The organism is Fluviicoccus sp. (assembly GCF_030646115.1).
In the GTDB taxonomy this organism is placed as follows: domain Bacteria; phylum Pseudomonadota; class Gammaproteobacteria; order Pseudomonadales; family Moraxellaceae; genus Fluviicoccus.
On the sequence record NZ_JAUSMX010000008.1, the window covers coordinates 312,417 to 336,540 of the forward strand.

The following is a 24,124-nucleotide window of genomic DNA, read 5'->3' on the forward strand; positions in this document are numbered from 1 at the left end:
TTGACGCCAAAGGTACATTTTAGCTTCAATCCGTTATATCATCGCGGCTCTTGCAACACAGTCCGCAATACGGAATATCGTACAGGTGATCAGGTGAAACCGGTTAAAGTCGGCATAGTCGGGCTGGGAACAGTCGGCGGCGGTGCATTCAATTTGCTGAAAGAAAATGCGGCGGAAATCAGCCGCCGTACAGGTCGCTGCATCCAGGTCTCGCATGTGGGTATTCGTCGGGATACGAATCGCTATGATCTGACGGGTGTCAAAGTCAGTAATGACATCTTCGCCGTGGTCAATGACCCTGAAGTGGATATCGTGGTTGAGGTGATTGGTGGAACCACGACGGCCCGCGAACTGGTATTGACGGCCATTGCCAACGGCAAGCATGTGGTGACCGCCAACAAGGCCTTGCTGGCCGAATTCGGCAACGAGATCTTTGCCGCCGCCGAAGCCAAGGGCGTGTATGTGGCGTTTGAAGCCGCTGTCGCTGGCGGCGTGCCGATCATCAAGGTGCTGCGTGAAGGCCTGGCGGCCAACCGTATCGAGTGGCTGGCCGGCATCATCAACGGCACGGGCAATTACATCCTGACCGAGATGCGCGACAAGGGTCGTGACTTTGCTGATGTATTGCAGGAAGCGCAGGCGCTGGGCTATGCCGAAGCTGATCCGACGTTTGATGTGGAAGGCATCGACGCCGCGCACAAGCTGACGATCCTCGCCTCGATTGCGTTCGGCATTCCGTTGCAATTCGACAAGGTTTATACCGAAGGCATCACCAAGCTGACCCGCGAAGACGTCAGCTATGCCGAGGAACTGGGTTACCGCATCAAGAACCTGGGTATTGCCCGCCGCACGCCGGAAGGCATTGAGCTGCGCGTGCACCCGACGCTGATTTCCGCCGACCGCCTGATTGCCAATGTTCACGGCGTCAAGAACGCGGTGCTGGTGCAGTCCAATGCGGTGGGTCCGACCTTGTATTACGGCGCGGGCGCAGGTGCAGGCCCCACCGGTTCGGCCGTGGTGGCGGATATCGTCGATGTCGTGCGCGCCCTGAATACCGAAAACAGCAGCTATGTTCCGCACCTGGCGTTTCAGCCGGATGAATTGGCCGATACGCCGATCCTGCCGGTGGAAGCTGTCCGCACTGCCTATTACCTGCGATTGCAAGCCAATGACAAGCCGGGCGTGCTGGCCGATGTGACCCGTATCCTCAGTGATAACGGCATCAGCATTGAAGCCATTCTGCAAAAGCCCGCCCATGAGGCGGGCACCGTGCCGGTGATCATTCTCACCAAGCCGGTGATTGAGCGGGAAATGAACCGCGCCATTGGCAGTCTGGAAGCCCTGACCGATATCGTCGCCCCGGTGGTGCGTATCCGTCTGGAAGCCCTGGACGCCTGAAGACTTTTTCCTCCCCCACGGCAGCGGGGGAGCGTACGACGCAATGAGAGACCCATCATGAGCTTTGGACAACGTTACACCGGCCTGATCAACAAGTACCGCGACCACCTGCCGGTTTCCGACGACACCCGCATCATTTCGCTGGGTGAAGGCAATACCCCGCTGATCCGCCTGAAGAATATTCCCAAGCTGATTGGCAAGGACGTGGACATCTACGTCAAGTACGAAGGCCTGAACCCGACCGGTTCGTTCAAGGACCGCGGCATGACCATGGCCGTGACCAAGGCCGTGGAAGAAGGCAGCCAGGCCGTGATCTGCGCCTCCACCGGCAACACTTCCGCCGCCGCCGCCGCCTATGCCGCACGCGCCGGGATCAAGGCCTTTGTGCTGATTCCGGAAGGCAAGATTGCGATGGGCAAGCTGGCCCAGGCGATGATGTATGGCGCCATCACCCTGCAAATCCGCGGCAACTTTGACGACGGCATGGAGCTGGTGAAGCAAGTGGCGAAGGAAGCCCCGGTGACGATCGTCAACTCGGTGAATCCGTTCCGCCTGCAAGGTCAGAAGACGGCCGCTTTCGAAATTGTCGAAGAACTGGGTCGCGCCCCGGATTATCACTGCCTGCCGGTCGGCAACGCCGGCAACATCACCGCCCACTGGATCGGCTACTGCGAGTACTCGACCCCGGCCGGTCAGAAAGTCACCGAATCCTGTTCGTTCTGCAACGGCCACTGCCGTTATGCCGGCGGCCCGATGATTGGCAGCCGTCCGAAGATGATCGGCTATCAGGCCGCCGGTTCCGCGCCGTTCATGCGCGGCGGCCCCGTCTCCAATCCGGAAACCGTCGCCACGGCGATCCGTATCGGCAATCCGCAAAGCTGGGAGCAGGCGTGGAAAGTTAAGGAAGAGTCCGGCGGCTGGTTCGACGAACTGGCGGACCAGGACATCCTGGACGCCCAGCGCATGCTGTCGATGTACGAAGGCATTTTCTGCGAACCGGCGTCGGCAGCCTCGATCGGTGGCGCCATCCGTGACATCAAGAACGGCCGTATTCCGGAAGGCTCCACGATCGTCTGCACATTGACCGGCAACGGTCTGAAGGATCCGGATACCGCTATCCAGCAATGCCAGAACAGCGCCACGCTGCTGACCATTGATGCGACACTGGCGCAAGTGCGTGATTCGATTCTGCAGGCGATGAAGCTCTGATCGTTCCTGACGGATGCTGTGGCAGAGGGGCGCGAGTGATCGCGCCCCTCTGCATTCCGGACGTTGAATAACTACTAACAGGGCTTTCCGCCTCAGGTCTTTGCTGTCATGCCACCCAAGTTGCTGAAAATCCGCCCCGTACCCGCCATTCCCACAGCACTGCAGTCCCTGCACCCGGTGCTGGCGCGGGTGTATGCCGCGCGCGGGGTGCAGTCTCCCGAGGATTTGCAGCACAAGCTGAAGGGGCTGGCATCGCCCGGCCAGTTGAAAGGGCTGCCGGCGGCGCTGGAATTGCTGACGGGCGCCTTGCGGGAACAGAAGCGCATCCTGATTGTGGGGGACTTTGATGCCGACGGTGCAACCAGCACGGCGCTGGCGGTGCTGGCGTTGCGGGCGATCGGGGCGCAGTACGTGGACTATCTCGTCCCGAACCGTTTCAAATTCGGCTATGGCCTGACGCCGGAGATTGTCGAGGTGGCGCTGAAGGAGAAACGCCCCGAGCTGATCATCACCGTCGATAACGGTATTTCCAGCCGTGAAGGCGTGGCGCTGGCGAAGGCTGCCGGGGTGCAGGTGCTGATCACCGACCACCACCTGACCGGCAAGGATATTCCGGATGCCGACGCCATCCTCAACCCCAACCAACCCGATTGCGCCTTCCCCAGCAAGAACCTGTGCGGGGTGGGCGTGGTGTTCTATCTGCTGGCCAGTCTGGTGACGCACCTGAAAGGGCAGGGCTGGTTTGAAGGCCGTACCGCACCGAATATGAGTGATTACCTCGATATCGTGGCGCTGGGCACGGTGGCCGATGTGGTGCCGCTGGACTTCAACAACCGCATCCTGGTGGCGCAGGGGCTGGAACGTATCCGGCAGGGCAAATGCCGCCCCGGCATTGCCGCACTGCTGCGGGTGGGCAAGCGCGAGCTGTCGACCTTGCAGGCGGATGATCTGGGCTTCACCATTGCACCGCGCCTGAATGCGGCGGGGCGGTTGGATGACATGGCGCACGGCATCGAATGCCTGCTGGCGGACTCGCCGGTGGTGGCGCAGCAACTGGCGGAAGAACTGGATGCGCTGAACATCGAGCGCCGCGAGATTGAGTCGTCCATGCAGCTGGAAGCCTTGCGCATCCTAGATCGGCTGGACTGGGCGCCGGAAACCCTGCCCTGTGCGGTGACGCTCTACGAACCGGGCTGGCATCAGGGCGTGATCGGTATTGTCGCCGGACGGCTGAAGGACCGTTTCCACCGGCCGTGCATCGTTTTTGCCCCGGCCGACGACAGCGGCCTGACCATCAAGGGCTCGGCGCGCTCCATTCCCGGCATCCACTTGCGGGATGCCATCGAGCGGGTGGCGACGCAGCATCCCGGCCTGATCACCCATTTCGGCGGTCATGCGATGGCGGCTGGGCTGACGATTCCGGCGGACAATTTTTTCGAATTCAGCGAGCGTTTTCGCGAGGCGGTGGCCGAGGTGGCGACCGAGGAGCAACTGACCGCGTCCCTGTTCACGGACGGCGAGCTGGAACCCGCGAACCTGTCGCTGGGGCTGGCGCAACAACTGCGGCAGGGCGGGCCGTGGGGGCAGGCGTTCCCCGAGCCGCTGTTCACTGGTGAGTTCATCCGGGTGGATCACCGCGTGCTGAAGGAGAAGCACATGAAGCTGACACTGAAGCATCCCGGTCACGGCCCGATGCTGGAAGCAATAGCCTTCAACACCGACATGGTGGACTGGCACGAGCCGCCGGAACGGCTTTTGCTGGCCTATCGGCTGGATGTGAACACCTTTCGTGGAGAAAGCCGCCTGCAGATGCGGGTGGAGTATTGGGAGCCACGGCCGATTTAGGTTAAAATCCGCCCCTTATTTTTTCGCAGCTTGTAGACCGTCATGGAAATCAATCCCTACGTCCGCCACATTAAAGACCTCGCCGAGCGTGGAAACACGCTCCGGGGGTATCTTTGACTACGACCTCAAGAAAGAGCGTCTGGAAGAAGTCCTGAGGACCCTGGAAGATTCCGCCATCTGGAACAACCCCGAGGAAGCGCAGGCGCTGGGCAAGGAGCGTTCGGCCCTGGAAAACAGCGTCGGCGTACTCGACAAGCTGACGGTGCAGCTGACCGACGCCCAGGCGATGCTGGATCTGGCCGTGGAAGCCGATGACGAATCGCTGCTGGAAGACGTGCAGGCCGAACTCGATTCTGCCGAGAAGATGGTAGCCGACCTCGAATTCCGCCGCATGTTCAGCAATGAAATGGACCCCAGCAATTGCTTCGTCGACATCCAGTTTGGCGCGGGCGGCACCGAGGCCCAGGACTGGTCCGGCATGCTGATGCGCATGTACCTGCGCTGGATTGAACGCCACGGCTTCAAAGGCGAGTTGATGGAAGTGTCCGACGGTGAAGTGGCGGGCATCAAGAGCTGCACCATCCGCGTGGAAGGTGACTATGCCTTCGGCTGGCTGCGTACCGAAACCGGCGTACACCGCCTGGTGCGCAAGTCGCCGTTCGATTCGGGCAACGGCCGCCATACCTCGTTTGCCGCCGTGTTCGTGTCACCGGAAGTTGACGACAATATCGAAATCGACATCAACCCATCTGATGTCCGCACTGATACCTACCGCGCTTCCGGTGCGGGCGGCCAGCACATCAACAAGACCGACTCCGCCGTGCGCTTGACCCACGTGCCGACCAACACCGTGGTGGCCTGCCAGAACGAACGTTCGCAGCACGCCAACCGCGACCGCGCCTGGAAGCTGCTGCGCGCCAAGTTGTATGAGCTGGAAATCCTGAAGAAGAACGCGGCCAAGCAGGCGCTGGAAGAAACCAAGTCCGAGAACGGCTGGGGCAGCCAGATCCGTTCCTACGTGCTGGACCAGTCGCGGGTAAAGGATCTGCGGACCAACATCGAGCATTCGCGTCCGGATGCGGTGCTGGACGGCGACCTGGATGCGTTTATTGAAGCCTCCCTGAAGATGGGACTGTAACCACGAGATGACCATGACCGACAACACCCCGAACGCCGCGCCCGCCGTTGACGAAAACAAGCTGATCGCCGAGCGCAAGCAGAAGCTGTCGGAGATGCGGGAACAGGGCAACGCCTTCCCCAACGATTTCCGCCGTGACGCCTATGCCGCCGCCCTGCAAAGCCGTTTTGCCGAGCCGGACAACGAGGCGCTGGAAGCCGACAAGCAGTATTTCGCGCTGGCCGGCCGCATCATGCTGAAGCGGGTGATGGGCAAGGCCAGTTTCACTACCATCCAGGACATGTCCGGCCGCATCCAGCTGTACATTTCCCGCGATGCCATTGGTGAAGCCACCTATGCCGCGTTCAAGAAATGGGACATGGGTGACATCGTCGGCGCCAAGGGTTATGTCTTCAAGACCAAGACCGGCGAACTGTCGCTGCACGTGGAAGAACTGCGCCTGCTGACCAAGGCGCTGCGTCCGCTGCCGGACAAATTCCACGGCATGGCCGACCAGGAAATGAAGTACCGCCAGCGCTACGTCGACCTGATTGTCAGCGAGGATACCCGCAAGACCTTCCGCATCCGTTCGCAGGTGATTGACGGGATCCGCCGCTTCATGGCCGGCCGCGATTTCATGGAAGTGGAAACGCCGATGATGCATGTCATTCCCGGCGGTGCGGCGGCCAAGCCCTTCCACACCCACCATAATGCCCTCGACATGCCGCTGTTCCTGCGCATTGCGCCGGAGCTGTACCTGAAGCGGCTGGTGGTGGGCGGTTTCGAGCGTGTGTTCGAAATCAATCGCAACTTCCGCAACGAAGGCGTGTCCGCTCGCCACAACCCGGAATTCACCATGATCGAGTTCTATCAGGCCTATGCGGATTACCGCGACCTGATGGACCTGACCGAGGAAATGCTGCGCACCGTGGCGATGGAGGTGTTCAAGGACAAGCCGGAAGCCGAACGCACCCTGATCGAGTATCAAGGCGAAGTGTTCGACTTCGGCAAGCCGTTCGAGCGCTTGTCGATGGTGGATTCGATCCTGAAATACAACCCGGATCTGACCCGCGAACAGTTGTGGGACTATGAGCAGGCTGCCGAAATCGTGCGCACCAAGCTGAAGATGGCGGTGAAGTCGATCTGGGGCATCGGCAAGCTGCACACGCTGATTTTCGAGGAAACGGTGGAGACGCAATTGCGCCAGCCGACCTTCATTACCGAATATCCGGCCGAAGTGTCACCGCTGGCCCGCCGCAACGATGACAACGAATTCATCACCGACCGCTTTGAGTTCTTCATCGGCGGTCGCGAGATCGCCAACGGCTTCTCCGAGCTGAACGACCCGATTGACCAGGCCGAGCGTTTCATGCAGCAGGTGGCCGAGAAGGATGCGGGCGATGATGAGGCGATGCATTACGACGCCGACTACATCCGCGCACTGGAATACGGCCTGCCGCCGACGGCGGGTGAGGGCATAGGTATCGACCGGTTGGTGATGCTGTTTGCCAACGCACCGTCGATCCGTGACGTGATCCTGTTCCCGCACATGCGTCCGGAAGCCTGATCAATTGCAGAAACAAGAACCCCGCCGAGTGCGGGGTTTTTGCTTAATGGGGCGGGTCTTTTTTGGAGGCGTGATTGGGGTGGCCGGGGTGGTCCTTCCAGAACCGTTCCATCATCAGGTAGGTGAAAGAGGCGGACCAGCCAATCATGACCAGACCGAGCAGGGCTTCCATGCCGGCAATGAGCCGCACATGCTGCAAGGGCAGCAGGTCACCGAAACCCAGCGAGGTATAGACCACCACCGAAAAATAGACGTAGTCGAAGAAATGGGTGGTCGGCAGGCCGTGAAAGGTGCCTAGCGATAAATGTTCACTAAGCAGGTAATAAGAAAAGGCGAAAATCCAGACTTCAATGGTATGGGCGAGGATGACGCCATAGATGACCACCAGGATACGCAGTCGCGGCTGCATTTTGAGGTGCGGCAGCAACAGGGAGATCAGGCGCAAGGCTTCGTAGTGCACCATGACGGTGGCCAGCACCAGCAGGATGCCGACAGCCGTGGCGACAATAAAGCTGAATTCAGAGGTCATTTAGCCGTCAAAGGGCAAAGAATTGTAAGTGGCTATTCTAGAGAGGATGCGGTCAAGGCGACAAGCGGCTTATTCCGGATTCTCAACCTGATTTTCTGCCTGTGCCTGCCAGCTTTCAGGAAGGTCGGCTTCCGCCAGAATGAGCAGCACCGTGCGGATCTGGGTCAGCAGTTGTTGTTCCCATTGCAGAAGCATGTTCATACCGGTGCTCCGGTCGGTTTTTGTACTTGAATGAAGTCTAGTACGATCGTCCAATAAACGCAATGACCCCTCAAATAATATGGGGTTGCTGGTCAGGCAGGCTGTTTAGGGGTTTATGATAAGAATGATAGCAACATTGTTGATGAGTTCCCGCTCCGGAGTGCCTGACTGATGAATGGTTCCCAACCAGTTGTATGTCAAACATTGCTCAGGGCCGCCTTCTTGCTGATGGCGGTCATGGTTTCTGTCTGTCAGGCGGATCAGGCGGCCGCGGCCGCCGTGGTATCACCAAGCCCTGAAAGCGTGTGGAGTGAGGACTCTGCCTCCGCCGTGCTTGCCTGGGTGACCGGTTTGGAAAAGTCTGGGGATGTCGCGGGGGCGGCTTCAGTAGCCCTGCGGGGCGCAGGCCGGTTTCCCGGAGATGACGACTTGGCGCGAGAGGCGGTGCGCCTGCTGCTGCAAAGCAGGCAATTCCGGTTGGCGGATGCGTTCTTGATGGCGGTGGTGGCGAGGAAACCCTCTGCGGAAAACCTGTTCCGTCTGGGGCATGCTCGTGAGCAGGCTGGGGAGGACGGCTTGGCGCTTAAGGCCTATTTGTCCGCCCGCCAGCAGGGGATGAAAGGGCCTCTGCTGGAGACGGCGTTGCAGCGCATGGAAAAGCGTGCCGTGAAGGTGGAAAATCTCTGGCTGTTGCCGCCGCCGGGATGGCAGCGGAATACGGATGGCTTGTCGCGGCTGGCGGAGCCGATGACGCTGGTGATCCAGGCGCAAGCGGCGGCTGACTTGAAGGCCTTGGTAATGACCCATATCCGGGCTGCCATGCCGCAGGGGATGTTCACGGATGCCGCCATCGCGCAACGTGCAGTCCTGGCAAGACAGCAACAGGATTTTCTCAAGTCAGCGCCGTCGGGCGTGGCGCTTCCTCCTTGGCTTGACGCTCCGGTGTTGCAGGTGCGTCCTCTACCCGGCGCTGACGGTGGCTGGGTGGCCATGGCCTCGGTCAGCGCCGGTCAAGTCCGGACTTCCATGGCGGTGCTGGCGCTGCGGCATGGCCAACGTGTCTACACCCTGTCGCTTTCGGGGACTAATCCGGCTGAGGAGTTGGAGAAAACCCTGCTGACGCTAGGCGACGCCGTGATCTGGCAGGCACCGGGGGTGAAGCCATGAAGCGACTTCGTAGATGTCTTCGCCAGATGCTGACGATCTGTTTTCTTGGGGTGCTGCTGTTGTCCGGAGGGCTGGCTCAGGCTGATGACTATGCCGATTATGTGCAGGCCGAGGCTGATCTGCGCAGCAGCCATGACCTCATTCGGCTGGATGAGGCTGCGGTGGGGCAGGCGCTGAACGAAGCAATGGGGGCTAATTACGGCGAAATTCGGGCATGGGAAGTTGTCGACCTAAAAATGGATGCCTTAGGCAAAACCATAGAGAATTCCCGGGAGCAAATGAGTCGCAGCGCGGGCATCCTGTTGCGGTTTAACCCGTCTTACCGCTTGCCTGAAGTCACGCTGGGGCATCCCTTTGAGGGCAATCTGGCGCAGGCCCGTAACAAGAAACGAGAGTTGATTGAACAGGCCAACAAGGAACGCGGCAAGTTGCTGAAGCTTAACGCCATGCGGGCGAAAGTGGATCAGAGGCTGTTGGGTGCCAGCCGGGAGTTGGTTGGTGACACCCTGGAGGGATTTCTGCCGGATGAAAAGCAATTGGCGGGCGAGGCCGGGGTGATTGTGCTGGGGGCGTATTTTGGCCCGCCGGGACTGGCTGCTGCGGGGCTGGTCTATGGTGGGGTCTCTACCTTTAATGCCATGATCAACCTCTATTATGGCGCGGAGTCAATGGCGCAGCAGGGCAAGGCGCTGACCGGCATGCTGGAGGTACTGCAGCGTCGCCGGCAGGATGTGGAAAAAGGGCTGCAGGGGTTGACCGATGGTGTCCGGGAAATGCAGCAAATTGAACAGATGCTGGACAAGAACCAGAAGCGGATGGAGGAGTACCGGCTGGCGGTCCGCAAAGCCTCGGACGGACTGGATGAACAGGCGCGCAACGCTTTTCAGGCGCAGCAGGACAAGCTTTTGCAGGAAGCCCGCGAGGAGGCCTCAAGGCCGAAGCATGTCATTGCCCTGGGGACCTGGATTTTCGGCATGACCCCGATTGCGCCCCTTCAGCCCGGAGAGTGGTCTGGTGAGGTGGACGCGATTGTCGGGCAGATGGACTCCTATGCAAAGGCTGTGGAAGACGGTGGTGATCCCGACAATTACTACGTATTGATTTCCGACTGGTTGAAGGACATCAGCGGCAAGATATTGCCGTTGCAGAAGCAGTATGACCTGAAAATGGCGGATTATCGCAAGGCGGAGCAGCAGCATTGGGTGCGTTATTCCGAAGCCGGTCAACGCGCCTCCGCTGCGTGGAATGCCCTCTGGAGCGCCTATCACAGGCGGGGTCTGGATGATGCCTTCTACGCCGCTTCCGACCGGATTGGAGCGGCCTGGAATAACGAGGTCAAGGCCTCCGAAAACATCCTGCGGCCCTATGGGCAGGCGCTGATCGCTCCGTATCGCGAGCTGGTCAGGCTGCATCAGATCAGCTGGGCGGTGGAGTCGGTCGAATACCGTTTTACGCGCAAGGTTGAAACCGCCGTCAACTATCGTACCGGCGAGTTCTGGCGCGAATACTCGCAATGGCAGTTGCGGATTGGCGACGCCATGGCCGGTCTGCGCGCGGGGCAGGACCGCATTCCCGGTTCGTTCAACACGTACCGCCAGACGGCTGAAAATCTGGATGCTGACGTCACCAAGGCGATGGAGTGGGGCAATAATGTCGAGCAATTGCGCAATCACCTGCTGGCGCAGGCGGAAGCGGTCCGCCAGTCCGGAAAGGAGGCGCGCGATGGCTATCAGGCGTATCAGTCCGTCATGGCGGAGGTGCGCACTTTGCTGAATACCGGTGAGAGTGAGCTGGATGCGCAGCTGGCCCGCTATGGCAAGGTCATCAATTACCCGCGCACAGGGCGATTCCATATTTGTTTCTGGTGCGCCTCCTACCAGTCGCCTTTCGAGCCGGACTCGGCGGAAACAGCAGCCCGTGAGGCACGATTCGCTGAGTATGTGAGCAAGTTGTTCCGCTATGAGGAGCCGCCATATCTGGCGGAGGCCGCCAAGGCGGACTGGAACGGGGTGGCCGAACGTTTCGCGGCCAAGGCGGAAGAACTGAAATTCCATGTCGACCAGGCAGAATTGTACCGGTACCGGCTGGCCCCTGCGGAGGCGCGGCTGGGGCGGATCAGCCTGAAAGTGTCCGGGGCGGGGCTGTATGCCCCCCGACCCGGCTCGCCCGAGGTCGTGCTGCGACGTGAATTTGCTGAACCGACATGGGCGGCGCTTGGTGCCGAAGCGGGTCGCTATATCAGGCCTGAGGCATTTGCGGCCTTGCCCTGGGCGCGCTGGCAACCGCTGGACGGCATGTTTCCGTGGCAGAAGCTCTATGCGGCCCAGACGCTGCTGCTGAACCGTATCCGCGAGGAGATGAAGCCCTATGTACAGGCTCGGGGGAACGGCAGCGGCTGGTTTGCGCCAGTCAGTGAAGCGATAGTCAAGCCGATTGAAGCTGACTGGACCGGCCTGCGGGCGCTGTGTGAACAATATGATGGTCTTGCTGCGGCTGAGCGCCTGCCGCTGCAGGGAGCTCAGGAAGAGGTGCTTCGTGAGGCGCAGCCGCTATTTGAAACCTGGGGGAAAATGTCGCCTCCTGCACGGGGGCTGGTGGCGGAGGATCATGCTCGGTTCCAGGGGGCGTACAGTTGGCTGAGTCGCTATCTGGAGATGAAGGTTGATAGCCTCAAGACCCTGCTGGTTCCCCCCAATAACAGCGTGGCGGCCCAACTGGATGACTTGGTGCTTGGGTATCGTCCGGCCCAGAAGCAGTGGCTGGAGCGTCAGGAGCGTGACCGCCGCGCTTCCGAAGAGGCGCAGCAAAGATTCGAGGCCGCCGAGAAAGCGCGCCTCGCTGCCGAGCAAGCGCGGCTGGTCGAAGAAAAGCGTTTGCAGGACGCCTTCCCGCAAGAAGTCCGGGCCATGTACGAGCAGTTCCGGCAAGCCTACGAGGCGCGCGACGAGTCCCGGGTGTTGAGTTTTCTGGCCGACGCCTGGCAGGCGGGCGATGGCACCTCGCTGTCCGACCTGAGCGCCAACCTGCGGCGGACCTTTACGGCGTTTGACGAGATCCGTTATGAGATCAGTAATCTCCAGATCCAGCCCGGCATGGGCGGCCGCATGATGGCTACTTATGACCTCAGCATCATCAGTCGTATGTACAGCGCGGATATCCGTCATGTCGAGAAGTCTGCGGTGCGGGAAGAGGTGGGGCGTGACAGCCGGGGCCGCGTCCGCATTCTCAGCACACCGGGCGGTCGGTTCTGGACGGTGGAGTAGCCTGTCGTGGCATCCCCGTCGACCGGGGAGTACACTTATAAAAAGAGCGGTTATTATTGAGAGGGGAATAGCATGACCAACCGTACAACCGGGTTGCCCGGTTTTCGTCCCTGTCGGCTGGCCTTGGCCATGCTGGCCGTGGCCGGTGGTGCGCAGGCGCAGCAGGAGGTTCACGTTTCCAACGAATTCGCCGTGACCGCCAGTGATGTCAGCGGGCCTGGCGACCGGCAGTCCTCACTGACGGAAGGCGCGCGCTACCTGAACGTTCTGGGTATCAACGGTGGCGGCGCGCTGGGCGGCTATGATTACCGCTTTAACCTGGGCGCCAAGGCCACGGATGATAACCGGAATGATGTCCAAGGCCTGACGCTGACCAACCTGCAAGGCAAGCTCAGCAACAACGTGCATACGGTGACGTTGGGCGATACCTTCGAGTCCTTTTCCCAGTACGCGTTGAACGCCGCGGTCAAGGGGGGCTCCTGGCGCTACGCCGACAGCGCCAATCCCGGCGGCCCTGAATTGACAGTGTTGCATGGCTTGGCCGTCTCGCGTTGGGACAACCTCTGGGATACCCCGACGCTGGAGCGCCGGGTGACGGGCGCGCGGGCGAAGCAGGCATTTGGTGATGAGGTGGCGGTGGGTGTCAGCGCGGTGCAAACCTCGGACGGCAATGTGCAGCCGGGGGCTTCGCGACTGAAGGGCCATACCGCGACGCTGGATGCCGAATACCGGCCCATTCCCGGACTGACGATTCGTGCGGAAACCTCGTTTTCCGGCTATGAGGAAGAGCCCGCGGCCGGGGTTGTGGTCAAGACCAACGGCAATGCCTTGCGATTGGAGGCGGTGGGGGATGCCGATCCCAGCCGCGTCAGCCTGGAATACGAACGCGTGGCTCCCGATTATGTGACGCTGGCTGGTTCCGCCACGGCGGACCGCGAGAAGTTCAAGGCGAAATGGCGTTACAAGCACACCCGTGATGTCACCTGGAATTTCGGAGCCCTGTGGTTTCATGACAACCTGGACGGTCAGAAGGCGCTGCGCACCAACTACACCCGACCGGAAGTGGAAGTGACGGTGCGGCGACTGGGCGGGCGTCAATATGCCTCCGGCACGCTGTCCTACAAACTGGACCGCTCGGAGAATAGCACGGTAACCACCCGTGACCAGTTTCTCAATGCCAATTACCGGGACCGCTTTGGTGACCTGGACAGTGAAACCAATCTGGGAACAACCTTCTACAAGACCACAAACGCCCGTGACGCCCGTGAAGTCACCGCCAATACCAGCCTCAGCAGCCGCCATACTGTAAGCAGTGTGGTGTTGAAACCCGTGCTGTACTTGGGGACGTGGAATAACCGTGACGAACTGGCTGCCCCGCGCGCCACCGACCGCATCGTCGAATATTCCGCCGGTCTGGGCTGTGACGTACCGTCGTGGAAAGTCACCTCCAACCTGAAAATTGGCGAGAACCGCTTGGACAAGAGCGCCGGCACCGACTCGCAGAAGGCTTATGCCAACTTGAACGTCTACTGGCGACCGGACTCGTTGCGAGAGTGGCAGGGCATGCTGTTTGCCCGGGCGCTGGTCAATGACTTCCGCTATGACCCGGCTGCGGTCAATGCCCTGAACTTCCGTGAAAACAGCCTGTCACTCGGGCTTAACGTCCAGTATTGAGGAGAAACGAAGATGATCGTGAATCTGATCAAAAAGCTGCGGCTGCTGGCGTTGGTGCTGGGTGTCGTGATGGTGTGGAGCCCGGCCGCCAATGCCAAGTGGTGGATCTTCGGGCAGTCGAAGGATGACGTGGATTTCGGCTATCTCTACCTGAACAATGTCAGTTATGAGGAACTGGGCGCCAAGGCCACGCTTTATCGGGAAACCCTGCCCAATGGCGAGGTGGTGTTGCGCGGCAAGGCCCGCTCCGGCCGCAATCAGGTGGGCAATGTACGGGTATCGCTGGATGGCAAGGCAACCTGGCAAAAGGCGACCTTCAAGCCGACCGGCGAGTTCGAATTCCGTTTCCGCCCGGAAGCTGAACGGACCTACAGCGTGGCGGTGGAAGTGATGGACACCACCGGCAAGACCAACGATGTGGAGCGCACCCGCAAGGAACTGACGGTGTCCCCGCAACGGATTTCCGATCAGGCGCGGCGGGTGCTGGATGCGCTGGTTGCCGCCTACCGGGACGAAAATGCCTCTGCCTTCATGCAATGGGTCAGCCCCGATTTTGCTGGGGATACCGTCAGCCTGGATCGCGCCATCCGCAAGGATTTCACGGCCTTTGACCGCATTGACCTGCGCTATACCCTGAACAATGTGGTGATGGACCCGGCGGGCCGCCTGTTCGTAGCCATCAATTTCAACCGCAGCGTAACGTCGTCGCGCAGTGGCCAGACCCTGACCGACAGCGGCAACACCGAGTTCGTGATCAAGCCGGGGGAGAAGGGCGGACTGGTGTTCAGCATGAAGAACCCGCTGATTTTCGGCCTGTCGGATGCGGAGAATGTGGCCACCGGCAGTGTGGCGGGCGGTGCGGATGAAGCGACGCAGATCGGGGTGGATGCTCAGGGTAATGTCGGTGTGGGCCAGGTGTCATCGGCCAATACCGAGGACGGGAGTTTTACCCTGGATGCGGACTGCAGCTCCTGGCCATGCCCGTCCTATCCCGGTTTTGATTTTGCCAACCAGACGGTGACCACCGGCGGCGTTGGCGACATTAATCTGGAAACCAACCTGTTTTTCCCCGGTTTCAACCAGATCGTGGGCTGGCAGATTCTGACGGGTGTGAACATGGATTCCGTGCACGAGGCCCCGGCTTCCGGCTACTCCAACGCGGGTGGTCCGATGTTCCAGGCTGAACCGAACATCGGCAATACCGTCGCCCTGCAATTACCGAACGGCAAGTTCGCCTTGCTGGAAGTGGTCAGTTTCTCGAATCCGGGCGTCGGCATTACCCGGTCCACGTATCGCTTCAAGTACCAGCCTGACGGCAGCCGGAAATTCTGATGCCGCGAGCCCCCCGCAAGCCGGCGTGCAGGCCGCCCCGGACCTTGTCGGCGCTGTGTGTGGGAATGGTGCTGGCCATGGCTGGGCAACCTGTGGCGCGGGCGGCTGACAGCGACAGCCTGCTGGGTGTTCTGGCGGGCGTGGGCACTTACTATGCGGTGAAAAACCTGCCGGACGAGCCAATGACCAAGGCGGCGGGCAAGTCCGCCGAAAAAATGCTCTGGGATGCCATGCCGGTAGGGCTGAGTGTGAGTGAGCTGCCGGGCGGCAAGGACGGCGATATCGGGATTGTCGACACCAAGGAAATCAAGCGGCTCAAGGATTCGCTGGATCGGGCCCTGCAAAGTTTCGAAAAGCTGGAGAATGGCGATGCCTTCGGGGCGGCGGTTCTGGGCGCGGAGGCCGGGCTGAAATTTACCGGCAGCAAGTCCGCCGGGGTCATCACTGGCGGCGTGGATATCCAGAAGAGCTTTTCTGCCGGGGATTATGATCAGGCGGCTTTCCAGACGTTGAAGCTGATGGTGAGCCAATATGCCGACTCCAAGGCCGGAGAGCAGTTTCTCGCCAACCTGTTTGGCGGTGCCAGCGGCGTGGTGGTGGTCAAGCTGGGGCTGGATGCAGCGGATTTCTGGTGGGAGTCCCGGCAGGAACTGGAGCGCCAGACCTCCGGCCGCCGCATTGAAACACTGCTCGGCCGTATCCAGTCTGATCGTCACCTGTTTCATGGCGTTGGCTCCGGTCGCAAGGTGGGGCAGGGCGATCCCGTTCCGGTCACGGCCGAGTCCGTGGATTATGTGTATGAAAAGCTGCGCAGCAGCCCGGACTGGCGGCAGGAATTCCGCCTCTATGTCGAGAGTCTGGGCGAAGTGTGGCCGGTGGAAGCCGGGATAGAGGAAGCCGCCTCCGCTGTCTTTCAAGGCAGGAGCGGCCAGGATATTGATGCCGCCGTAGAGGCGGAGTGGACAGAAAACCGCAACCGGATCCGTGTCTGGATCAGCGGCTTGCTGAAGACCCTGAACACGGCCGCCAAGGTTCAGGAGTCGGCGGCGGTAATGCGCCGGCAAAAGGCGCAGCTGGAAATTGCCCGCCAGAAGGCCGGTGAGCTGGAACGGATGCTGGAGTCCCTGCATCAGCGGGACCCCGCCCTGCTGGAAACGGCGCGGCAAATCGGGATACGGGTGTCGGAGCTGGCGTACAAAAGCGGCAAGCAAGCCGAGGACTATGCCCGGATGCGCGGCCTGCGTGCGGAAATCTACCTGATCCTCCGCGATGAAATCGCCCCCTTTCCCCGTAACGAATTACGCAAAACCGTGCTGACGATGCTGGTTGAGGATCGGCAAATCATCAACCAGGCCTTGCAGGGAGACAGCGTCAAGGCCCGCGAGCGCATGGAAGCCGTACTGAAAAAGCCCCGTGACCAGTGGCAGCGCGAACCCGGCGAAATGTTGGAGGAGCTGAACCAATGGCTGCAGGATGCCGAGGGCAAGGACAAAGCGGCTTGGCTGGCTCTACGCCTGCGCCTGCTAGAGGTCTGGCAGGCAGAAACGAAAAAATCGGCGGAAGCAGCCGCCGCCAAGCTTGCGACAGGAAAGCTGCAGGGCAGTGATAACCCCTGGGTCAGCACTTATTTCACTCCGCTGAAAGTAGCCCTCAAGCCATTTGTCTTTGGCGGTTTCCGTGTGCGTGCACCGAAACGGGTCTGGCCGTTGGCGGCAGCGGGCAAAAAACCGGTTGCTCCGCCGGTGTTCGTGGAGGTGGCCGGGACAGCGGATGAGGTGCGGCAAGCCCACCGGCTTGCGCTGGAAGACGGCGACCTGGGTCAGGGCGCTGAGTTGCTGGCCAACTGGGGTAAGGAGTCGGTAGCGGCATTGCAGGAATGGCGGCAACCGTTTGATGCGCTGTTGAAAGGCAGCCACCCGGCCTTTGCGGATATTGGCAGGCTTGAGACCGAGAGCACCCGCCTCTTTCAGGACAGTTCGCAACGTTGTCCGCCCATCATGGTGGAGTACAACCGCGTGGCGGAGGCAGCGCACGGGCGAAAGCCGGGTTCCCCGGAAGCTGTGGCTGCATCCGCCGAGATCGCGCGGCTGGATGCGGCTTTTTCGGAATGCTGGAAGCCCTTTCAGGCGGCTGATAAGGAGTGGCGGGCCAGGAGCAACGCTTGGGCCTTGGTCAGCTCCACAGTGCAGAAACAACTTGACGATAGGCATACCGCTGCCATGCTCGTCATCGGCGAAGCCTCCGGCGCCATGGCTGACGAGCAGGCCCGTCATGAGCAATTAAGCCAGCTGTTGCTGCAGGAGTACCTCCAGTTTTCCAAAGCCATGGCAGCGGTGGAGCCGGAGCTGCTGCCGGTTGCCCGCACCCGCTGGCCTGCAGAGGTGGATGACTGGTTGAAACGTGTCCGGGAAAACAGTCATACCTTTGCGCCTGTCGCCACGCTGGATGTGCCGTTGCTGCAGCTGGCTTGGGCCCTGACCGGCATGGCTGCCGTCATTGAGCAGGGCATGACCACCCCGGAAATGGTCAACGAGATGCGCGAACGGATGACGAATGAGACCGCCGTCTGGCCGGTGGCGGCCGCCCGCTGGCAGGCAACCCCGCGTTTGGGGCCGCAGACGGTGCTCAGCATCCGTAAACTGTTTGACCCCGGCTTTGATCCGGCGCCCCGCATCAGCGAACTGGACACCATCGCCGCCGCAGTTCCCGCTTTGCGTTACGGGTTGAACAGTAGCTTGGCCCGGCTGGAGACCCTGGTTAAAACCGATGCCGCCAACCGCCAGAAGGATATTGACTGGCTGCGGCTGAATGTCCGGGCGGTTGAGCAGTTCTTTGCCGGGCAAGTCCGGCTGAACGTGCTGCGCACCCCGTCGGATGTGGAAACCTATGCGGCAGAAAGCTGGCAGGTGCGGCTGAACCGGGGCAAGCCGGGTTGGGATGCCAACCAGCGCATTCCCGGCGGGGACTACACCCTCAAACTGCCGGTGACCATCAACAACATGGTGATCAGTGACCAGCCGTTTCCGCATTACCGTACTGCTGCCGAGTTGCAGCAACTGGCGGCAAGCATCCGCTCGGGCTGGGAGTCACAGGCCGGTTATCGTTTCATGCGCCAGTCGGCGCCGAAAATGGCCGCTAGGCTGGACCGTCTGCTGACCTTCCCCGATAACCCGCCCGCGCCGGAACCCAACTTCATCCTGCCGGTCAACGAGCCGTGGCCGGTCTATGCCTCGAAACTGGCGGCAGCGGAGCAGCTGGCCAACGCCCTGGATCCTGACAGCGCCTCGCTGGATCAGCCGCTGGCGGCGATAGCCGCCTTGCTGCCAGCCACCCTGATTGCGCCAAGCGCCCATGAGCCGGGCTGGCAGGTCCGCCGCTATGATGAAAACATGCCCGGTTACTTCAAACATCCCTTGGGTGAGCAGTACCTGCGCATTGGCGCCACCATACGCCAACGTCAGGCGACCCATCTGGACGTCCGTCGCCGCAAGGCGCAGGACGCTGAAAAAGCCCGTCAGGATGCCTCAAAAGCCAGCCAGGACGCCGTCCGCCTGGCCGCTGAAAAAGCCAAACAGGCCCTGGAACAGCAAGCCGCTATGGAGCGTCAGCAGCAGGAACAGCAGATGCCGCAACGCATCCGCGAATTCTATGACAGTTTCCGGACGGCGTATGAGAGCCGGGACGAACCCGCTGTGATGGCGCTGCTGGCCGATGATTGGGAAGCCGGTGACGGCACCACGCTCGCCGACCTGAGCGCCAACCTGCGGCGCACCTTTGCTGCTTTTGATGAAGTGCGTTACCGGCTGGAAAACCTGCAAGTTCAACCCGTTGCCCAGGGCCGCTACCGCCTCAGTTATGACGTCACCATCATCAGTCGCAATTTCAGCCTGAACCTCAAGCACGAGGAAAAGTCTGCTGTCAGTGAGGAGGTGGGCCCGGACAGGCGCGGGCGCTTGTGCATCCTGAAAACTGTGAGCGGGCGATACTGGTCAGTTGAGTGAAGATACTCCCCATGAGACTTGCAAGCGGGGCGGAATGGCGCTAATACTGCCCGGGAATGCTTCTCTTTACGGTGCGACAGCATGTTTCCCTGGGCGCGAATGGATGGTCGGTTTGCCGGGTTTTGTTTGGCCGTGATGGTGTTGCCGGTCATGGCGGGTGAGTTCTCGGTCACGGTGACGACAGCGGACGGCAAACCATTGCCCGATGCCGTGGTATGGGTGTCACCCGGCGCTGCGCCGCTGTCTCCCGCCCCCTCGGTGATGGACCAGCTGGACAAGCGCTTCAAGCCCTTTGTGTTACCGGTGCAAACCGGAACCCAGGTCGACTTTCCAAACTCGGATTCGATAAACCACCATGTGTATTCCTTTTCCCCCGCCAAGCGTTTTGAGCTGAAACTGTTTCCCGGCAGCCATAACGCGCACACCGTCACTTTTGACAAGCCTGGCCTGGTGACGTTGGGCTGCAACATCCATGACTGGATGTTGGCCTATATCCTGGTGCTGCCTACATCCTCTTTTGGCAAGACCAATGCTCAGGGCGAACTGAAACTGCCCGTACCCGACGGCATGGTGAAGGAGATCAGTGTCTGGCATCCGCAACTGGCGTCTGCGCCTGAACCGCTAGTGCAGAAAGTATCTGGCGTTCACATGCAGATCCGGCTGGACAAGCCCCTGAAGCCCGACCCGCGCCGCCGCCCCCGCGGTTATGACTAGGGGCATGGCCATGTACAGCCTGCGCCGATCCATTTTCCAGTTCTTTGTCGGGCTGCTGGCGCTGGCCTTGTGCGTGAACTTTGTGCTGGTGTATCGCAGCACCTGGTCGCATACCCGTGCACAGGTGGAACGGCAGCTCCATGCTGGCTGGCAGGTGTTCGGCAATGAGCTGGATGCCCGGCGCAAGGCGCAAACCGCCATGGCGGTGCTGATTACCCAGGATTTCGGGCTGCGTTCGGAAATTGCCACGTTTTCCGATCAGGCCAATGTCGAGTCACTGCGGGTGGTGCTGGATAATTTCCGGCAGCGCAGTTCAGCCGACCTGGCGCTGGCCACCGATGCCGGCGGCAAGGTGCTGGCGGCGACGGACAGGCATTTCGCGGCAGGCAGCCTGTTCAGCCTGCCGTCACCCGCCCGTTCCGAGAGCCAGCAGGACATGCTGCTGGTGCGGGAAGGCCGTCTGTACCACGTCTTTGTCACCCCGATCTATGCCCCTGCGCCCAATCTGGTGGGCTGGTTTGTACTGGGGTTTGCGCAGAATGACGAGACAACGCGGCACTTGTCCGAATTGACGGGCTTGCAGGTCTCGCTGGTGCAGAAGGAAGGGCGGCAGTTGCAGGTTTTGGCCAGCAGCCTGGGGGATAGCGAACGGCGTGTGCTGCAAGGGATGGTCTGGCCGGGTCGGCCCGCCGGAAACGCAGTGCTGTCGGATGACCAGCTGTACTATGCCGCCCCTCTGCAAGGGCAGGGCGGCGGTCTGGAAGTAGTGCTGCAACGCTCCCTGTCCGAGGCAATGCAAGGTTATCGCCCGCTGTTCTGGCAACTGGCGTTGATGGCGGGCGTGACCCTGGTGCTGACGGTGCTGGGCGCATTCTTCATTGCCGGTTCGGTCAGCCGTCCCTTGTCCGAACTGGCGCGCTATGTGCGCCGGGTGGGCAGCGGGGACTATGCCGCCGCGCCGCCGCCGCCCGCCCGGGGCGAGGTGCAGGAACTGTTTGCGGAATTCGACACCATGCGTCAGGCGATTGCCGAACGCGAGTCACAGATTGCCTATGCCGCCTACCACGACCCGCTGACCGGCCTGCCCAACCGCCTGCGCTTCCAGCAGCAGTTGCAGGAGCAGATTGCCGCCAACCCCGGGCAGGTGGTGGCGGTGCTGGTGCTGGGGCTGAACCATTTCAAGGACATCAACGATACCCTGGGGCATCACAGTGGCGACATGGTGCTGCGGCAGGTGGCGTTGCGGCTGATGGCGCAGCAGCGGCCACTGGACCGGGTGGCGCGGTTTTCCGGGGATGCCTTTGCCATCCTGTTGAACGGCGTGGAGCGGCACGAAGTGCTGGCGCTCAGCCTGCATTACAAGCAGATACTGGATGAATCCTTCCTGATTGAAAACATTGCGATGACGGTCAATGCCGCCATGGGCATCGGCCTGTATCCCGAACATGCGGAAAGCCCGGCAACGCTGCTGCAGCGCGCCGAAATCGCCATGTATGTGGCCAAGGAAAAACGGTTGCCCTGCGCGCTCTACAGTCACCAGCAGAACCGCTACAGCCTGTTGCGGCTGTCGCTGATGAGTGAGTTGCGCGGCGCCATTGACCGCAACGAACTGGTGCTGCATTACCAGCCCAAGCTGGATATCCGCGAACAGCGGGTCAGCGGCGTCGAGTGCCTGGTGCGCTGGCAGCATCCGGTGCATGGCCTGATTTTTCCGGATGACTTCATCCCTCTGGCCGAACAGACCGGCAATATCCGCTACCTTACTGCCTGGGCCATCCGCACCGCACTGACCCAGTGCGCCCGCTGGCGTCAGCAGGGCATGGAGCTGATGATGGCGGTGAACATTTCCTCGGTGGACTTGCAGGATCCGACGCTGATCGGCAATGTCACCGAGGCGTTGGCCGCCAGCGGTATTCCGGCGGAAAGGCTGTGGCTGGAAGTGACTGAAAGCGCTGTGATGCATGACATCGACAAGGCGGTGGAGTTGCTGGGCGGCCTGCGCAAACTCGGCGTGCGGCTGGCGATTGATGACTACGGCACCGGTTATTCGTCCATGGCGCAACTGAAACGGCTGCCGGTGCATGAAATGAAAATTGACAAGTCCTTTGTCATGGGCCTGACGCATAGTGATGATGACGCCATCATCGTCCGTTCCACCATTGAGCTGGGCCACAACATGGGACTCAGTCTGGTGGCGGAAGGCGTCGAAAGTGAAGAAATCTTTCAATTGCTGGCGCGTTATGGCTGCGACATTGCCCAGGGCTACTGGATTGCCCGGCCGCTGGCGGTGGACGCGTTCGAACAGTGGTGGTGGCAACGGGCGGAGAGCCGCATTGCGCAGGAGGGAATATGAGCAGGATCGGAGCCGGATTACTGGCGCTGTGTCTGGCGGCTTCGGCGCAGGCGCTGGAAGGTGAGTGGCATGGCTTGCTGGATGTGCGGCTGGCCGCCAGTGACAGCGATAAGGGCTGGCTGTCCGGCGGGCTGGACAAGCAGCGTTTTGACCGCGACCACGACGGCTTGCGGCTGGGGCAGGCGGTGCTGTCCGGCAAGGTTACGGCCGGGACGGTCAGCGGCCACCTGTGGCTGAACGGTGATGAGCACCGGGATGAAGTGGCGGGGGCGGGCGAGGCCTACCTCAACTGGCGGCCAGTACCCACCAGCGCCTGGCGCTGGAAGGTCAAGGCGGGCCTGTATTTCCCGGAACTGTCGCTGGAAAACCAGGGTCCCGGCTGGACATCCGAATACCTGATCAGCAGTTCCGCCATCAATACCTGGGTGGGCGAAGAGTTGCGCGCGCTGGGCGGGGAAGCAACCCTGCAATACAACGGCGCGCAAGCGGGCAGCGCCCACGACTGGCAGGCCACCGCCGGGGCTTTTCGCTGGAATGACCCGGCGGGAGGCCTGCTGGCCTGGCGCGGCTGGAGCGTCGGCGACCGGGTTACCAGTTCGGGCGAGCGTGTGTTGTTTCCCGATCTGGCCATCTTCAGGACCGGCGGCTACTGGACCGGTCAAATTCAGGGTATTGAGCCTTTCCGTGAAATTGACAACAAGACCGGCTATTACGCCAGCCTCGGTTATCGCTACCAGGACCGCATTGCCGTGACCCTGATGCGCTATGACAATCGGGGCGACCCCACCCGCATCGAAGACGGCCAGTGGGCGTGGGACACCACCTTCAACCATCTGGGTATCGGCTGGTATGGCGAGAAGACCACGGTGCTGGCGCAAGTGCTGGACGGTCGCACCGTGATGGGCTTTGTGCCGTTCCATGACCTGATTGCCGATTACCGCGCTTGGTATCTGCTGGCCAGCCGCCAGTTAGGCGCACACCGGCTCACGGCCCGTTATGACTGGTTTGACGTGCAGGACCGTGACGGCAAGGCGGCCGACCCGAACGAGGAATACGGCAAGGCGCTGGCGCTGGGCTGGAATTGGGCTTTCTGCAAGCATATGGATGCCGGGGTGGAATGGCTGCGGCAGGACAGTGACCGCGAAGCCCGGAGACTGCTGGGGCAACCGGTGGAGAAAACCGAAGACCTGTGGCAGGGGCGGGTGCGCTGGTGGTTCTAGAGTCGGTTATTGAGGGACTGCGTTTGCAGTCCTTTCCGCCGGTCAGTGCGCCGGATGCGACGATATTGATTCTTGGCAGCATGCCGGGCGTGGCGTCGTTGCAGGCAGGGCAGTATTACGCGCATCCGCGCAACGGGTTCTGGCCCATTATGGGGGAGCTGGCCGGCGCAGGGCGGGAGTTGCCCTATGCGGAACGCCTGACGCGGTTGCAGGCGGCAGGGGTGGCCTTGTGGGATGTGCTGCAATCCTGCGTGAGGGAAGGCAGCTTGGATACGGCGATTGATGACCGCTACAGTGTGGCCAATAATTTTGAGACGTTTTTCCGGTACCATCCAGCCATTAAGCGGGTGTTTTTCAATGGGGTGAAGGCGGAGCAATGCTTCCGGCGGCAGGTGCTGGGCCAGCAGGCTATTCCTGACGGGTTGGAGTATGTACGCCTGCCGTCTACCAGCCCGGCGCATGCAGGCATGACGCTGGCGAGGAAGCAGGAGGCTTGGCGACAGATTTTGCCGGAGGCTTAAAGCAAGTTAGAGC

General features: G+C 61.1%; 16 protein-coding genes. 14 read left to right on the top strand and 2 right to left on the bottom strand.

Annotated features, from left to right (window positions below; genetic code table 11):
• The first annotated feature begins 93 nt into the window (after positions 1–93).
• From Q7T36_RS05665 to lysS, 5 genes are all read left to right on the top strand, one after another.
• Entirely contained in the window at positions 94–1,398 is a 1,305-nt protein-coding gene (locus Q7T36_RS05665; protein WP_304844929.1) for a homoserine dehydrogenase, read from the top strand.
• A 57-nt stretch (positions 1,399–1,455) separates the two neighbouring features.
• On the top strand, positions 1,456–2,607 hold the full coding sequence (thrC, locus tag Q7T36_RS05670; RefSeq protein ID WP_304844931.1) for a threonine synthase: 1,152 nt from the start codon (positions 1,456–1,458) through the stop codon (positions 2,605–2,607).
• 108 nt (positions 2,608–2,715) lie between these two features.
• Positions 2,716–4,452, top strand: a complete 1,737-nt coding sequence (gene recJ, locus Q7T36_RS05675) for a single-stranded-DNA-specific exonuclease RecJ (protein ID WP_304844934.1) — start codon at positions 2,716–2,718, stop codon at positions 4,450–4,452.
• Between the two features lie 42 nt (positions 4,453–4,494).
• Positions 4,495–5,590 (top strand): peptide chain release factor 2 gene (gene prfB / locus Q7T36_RS05680; protein WP_304844936.1). Its coding sequence is split into 2 segments (ribosomal slippage): positions 4,495–4,566 and positions 4,568–5,590, totalling 1,095 coding nucleotides; the frame shifts between segments, so codons are not numbered across the junction.
• 7 nt (positions 5,591–5,597) lie between these two features.
• Positions 5,598–7,136, top strand: a complete 1,539-nt coding sequence (gene lysS, locus Q7T36_RS05685; RefSeq protein WP_370690058.1) for a lysine--tRNA ligase — start codon at positions 5,598–5,600, stop codon at positions 7,134–7,136.
• A gap of 43 nt (positions 7,137–7,179) precedes the next feature.
• Here lysS and Q7T36_RS05690 read toward each other — a convergent pair whose 3' ends face one another.
• Entirely contained in the window at positions 7,180–7,665 is a 486-nt protein-coding gene (locus tag Q7T36_RS05690; RefSeq protein WP_304844941.1) for a potassium channel family protein, read from the bottom strand.
• A 69-nt stretch (positions 7,666–7,734) separates the two neighbouring features.
• Positions 7,735–7,866, bottom strand: coding sequence for a hypothetical protein (locus Q7T36_RS05695; RefSeq protein WP_304844943.1), 132 nt, complete (start codon positions 7,864–7,866; stop codon positions 7,735–7,737).
• Between the two features lie 237 nt (positions 7,867–8,103).
• On the opposite strand from Q7T36_RS05695, the gene Q7T36_RS05700 reads away from it, so the two are divergent.
• The 9 genes from Q7T36_RS05700 to Q7T36_RS05740 all read left to right on the top strand — a co-directional run bounded on the left by Q7T36_RS05700 (position 8,104) and on the right by Q7T36_RS05740 (position 24,111).
• Positions 8,104–9,033, top strand: coding sequence for a hypothetical protein (locus Q7T36_RS05700; protein WP_304844945.1), 930 nt, complete (start codon positions 8,104–8,106; stop codon positions 9,031–9,033).
• Entirely contained in the window at positions 9,030–12,296 is a 3,267-nt protein-coding gene (locus tag Q7T36_RS05705; protein WP_304844947.1) for a hypothetical protein, read from the top strand. The genes Q7T36_RS05700 and Q7T36_RS05705 overlap by 4 nt, the downstream gene beginning before the upstream one ends.
• Before the next feature lie 72 nt (positions 12,297–12,368).
• Positions 12,369–13,970, top strand: coding sequence for a hypothetical protein (locus tag Q7T36_RS05710; protein WP_304844949.1), 1,602 nt, complete (start codon positions 12,369–12,371; stop codon positions 13,968–13,970).
• Between the two features lie 12 nt (positions 13,971–13,982).
• Positions 13,983–15,302: a hypothetical protein gene (locus Q7T36_RS05715; protein ID WP_304844951.1), complete on the top strand. Its 1,320-nt coding sequence runs from the start codon at positions 13,983–13,985 to the stop codon at positions 15,300–15,302.
• A complete protein-coding gene (locus Q7T36_RS05720; protein WP_304844953.1) occupies positions 15,302–19,303 on the top strand; it encodes a nuclear transport factor 2 family protein in 4,002 nt (1,333 codons plus the stop codon). Before Q7T36_RS05715 ends, Q7T36_RS05720 begins: the two co-directional genes overlap by 1 nt.
• Positions 19,304–19,384: 81 nt before the next feature.
• Complete coding sequence (locus Q7T36_RS05725) at positions 19,385–20,017, top strand: methylamine utilization protein (RefSeq protein WP_304844955.1); 633 nt, start codon at positions 19,385–19,387, stop codon at positions 20,015–20,017.
• A gap of 4 nt (positions 20,018–20,021) precedes the next feature.
• Positions 20,022–22,370, top strand: a complete 2,349-nt coding sequence (locus Q7T36_RS05730) for a bifunctional diguanylate cyclase/phosphodiesterase (protein ID WP_304844957.1) — start codon at positions 20,022–20,024, stop codon at positions 22,368–22,370.
• Positions 22,367–23,590: a hypothetical protein gene (locus Q7T36_RS05735; protein WP_304844959.1), complete on the top strand. Its 1,224-nt coding sequence runs from the start codon at positions 22,367–22,369 to the stop codon at positions 23,588–23,590. Before Q7T36_RS05730 ends, Q7T36_RS05735 begins: the two co-directional genes overlap by 4 nt.
• Positions 23,560–24,111, top strand: coding sequence for a DNA-deoxyinosine glycosylase (locus tag Q7T36_RS05740; protein WP_304844961.1), 552 nt, complete (start codon positions 23,560–23,562; stop codon positions 24,109–24,111). The genes Q7T36_RS05735 and Q7T36_RS05740 overlap by 31 nt, the downstream gene beginning before the upstream one ends.
• Positions 24,112–24,124 lie beyond the last annotated feature (13 nt).

Excerpts from the sequence above, each read along its gene's own strand:
- Q7T36_RS05695 (WP_304844943.1), bottom strand. The coding sequence starts at position 7,866 with ATGAACATGCTTCTGCAATGGGAACAACAACTGCTGACCCAGATCCGC.
- Q7T36_RS05725 (WP_304844955.1), top strand. The coding sequence starts at position 19,385 with ATGTTTCCCTGGGCGCGAATGGATGGTCGGTTTGCCGGGTTTTGTTTG.
- Q7T36_RS05730 (WP_304844957.1), top strand. The coding sequence starts at position 20,022 with ATGGCCATGTACAGCCTGCGCCGATCCATTTTCCAGTTCTTTGTCGGG.
- Q7T36_RS05690 (WP_304844941.1), bottom strand. The coding sequence starts at position 7,665 with ATGACCTCTGAATTCAGCTTTATTGTCGCCACGGCTGTCGGCATCCTG.
- Q7T36_RS05700 (WP_304844945.1), top strand. The coding sequence starts at position 8,104 with ATGGTTTCTGTCTGTCAGGCGGATCAGGCGGCCGCGGCCGCCGTGGTA.
- thrC (WP_304844931.1), top strand. The coding sequence starts at position 1,456 with ATGAGCTTTGGACAACGTTACACCGGCCTGATCAACAAGTACCGCGAC.
- Q7T36_RS05720 (WP_304844953.1), top strand. The coding sequence starts at position 15,302 with ATGCCGCGAGCCCCCCGCAAGCCGGCGTGCAGGCCGCCCCGGACCTTG.
- Q7T36_RS05735 (WP_304844959.1), top strand. The coding sequence starts at position 22,367 with ATGAGCAGGATCGGAGCCGGATTACTGGCGCTGTGTCTGGCGGCTTCG.
- recJ (WP_304844934.1), top strand. The coding sequence starts at position 2,716 with ATGCCACCCAAGTTGCTGAAAATCCGCCCCGTACCCGCCATTCCCACA.
- lysS (WP_370690058.1), top strand. The coding sequence starts at position 5,598 with ATGACCATGACCGACAACACCCCGAACGCCGCGCCCGCCGTTGACGAA.
- Q7T36_RS05705 (WP_304844947.1), top strand. The coding sequence starts at position 9,030 with ATGAAGCGACTTCGTAGATGTCTTCGCCAGATGCTGACGATCTGTTTT.
- Q7T36_RS05710 (WP_304844949.1), top strand. The coding sequence starts at position 12,369 with ATGACCAACCGTACAACCGGGTTGCCCGGTTTTCGTCCCTGTCGGCTG.
- Q7T36_RS05715 (WP_304844951.1), top strand. The coding sequence starts at position 13,983 with ATGATCGTGAATCTGATCAAAAAGCTGCGGCTGCTGGCGTTGGTGCTG.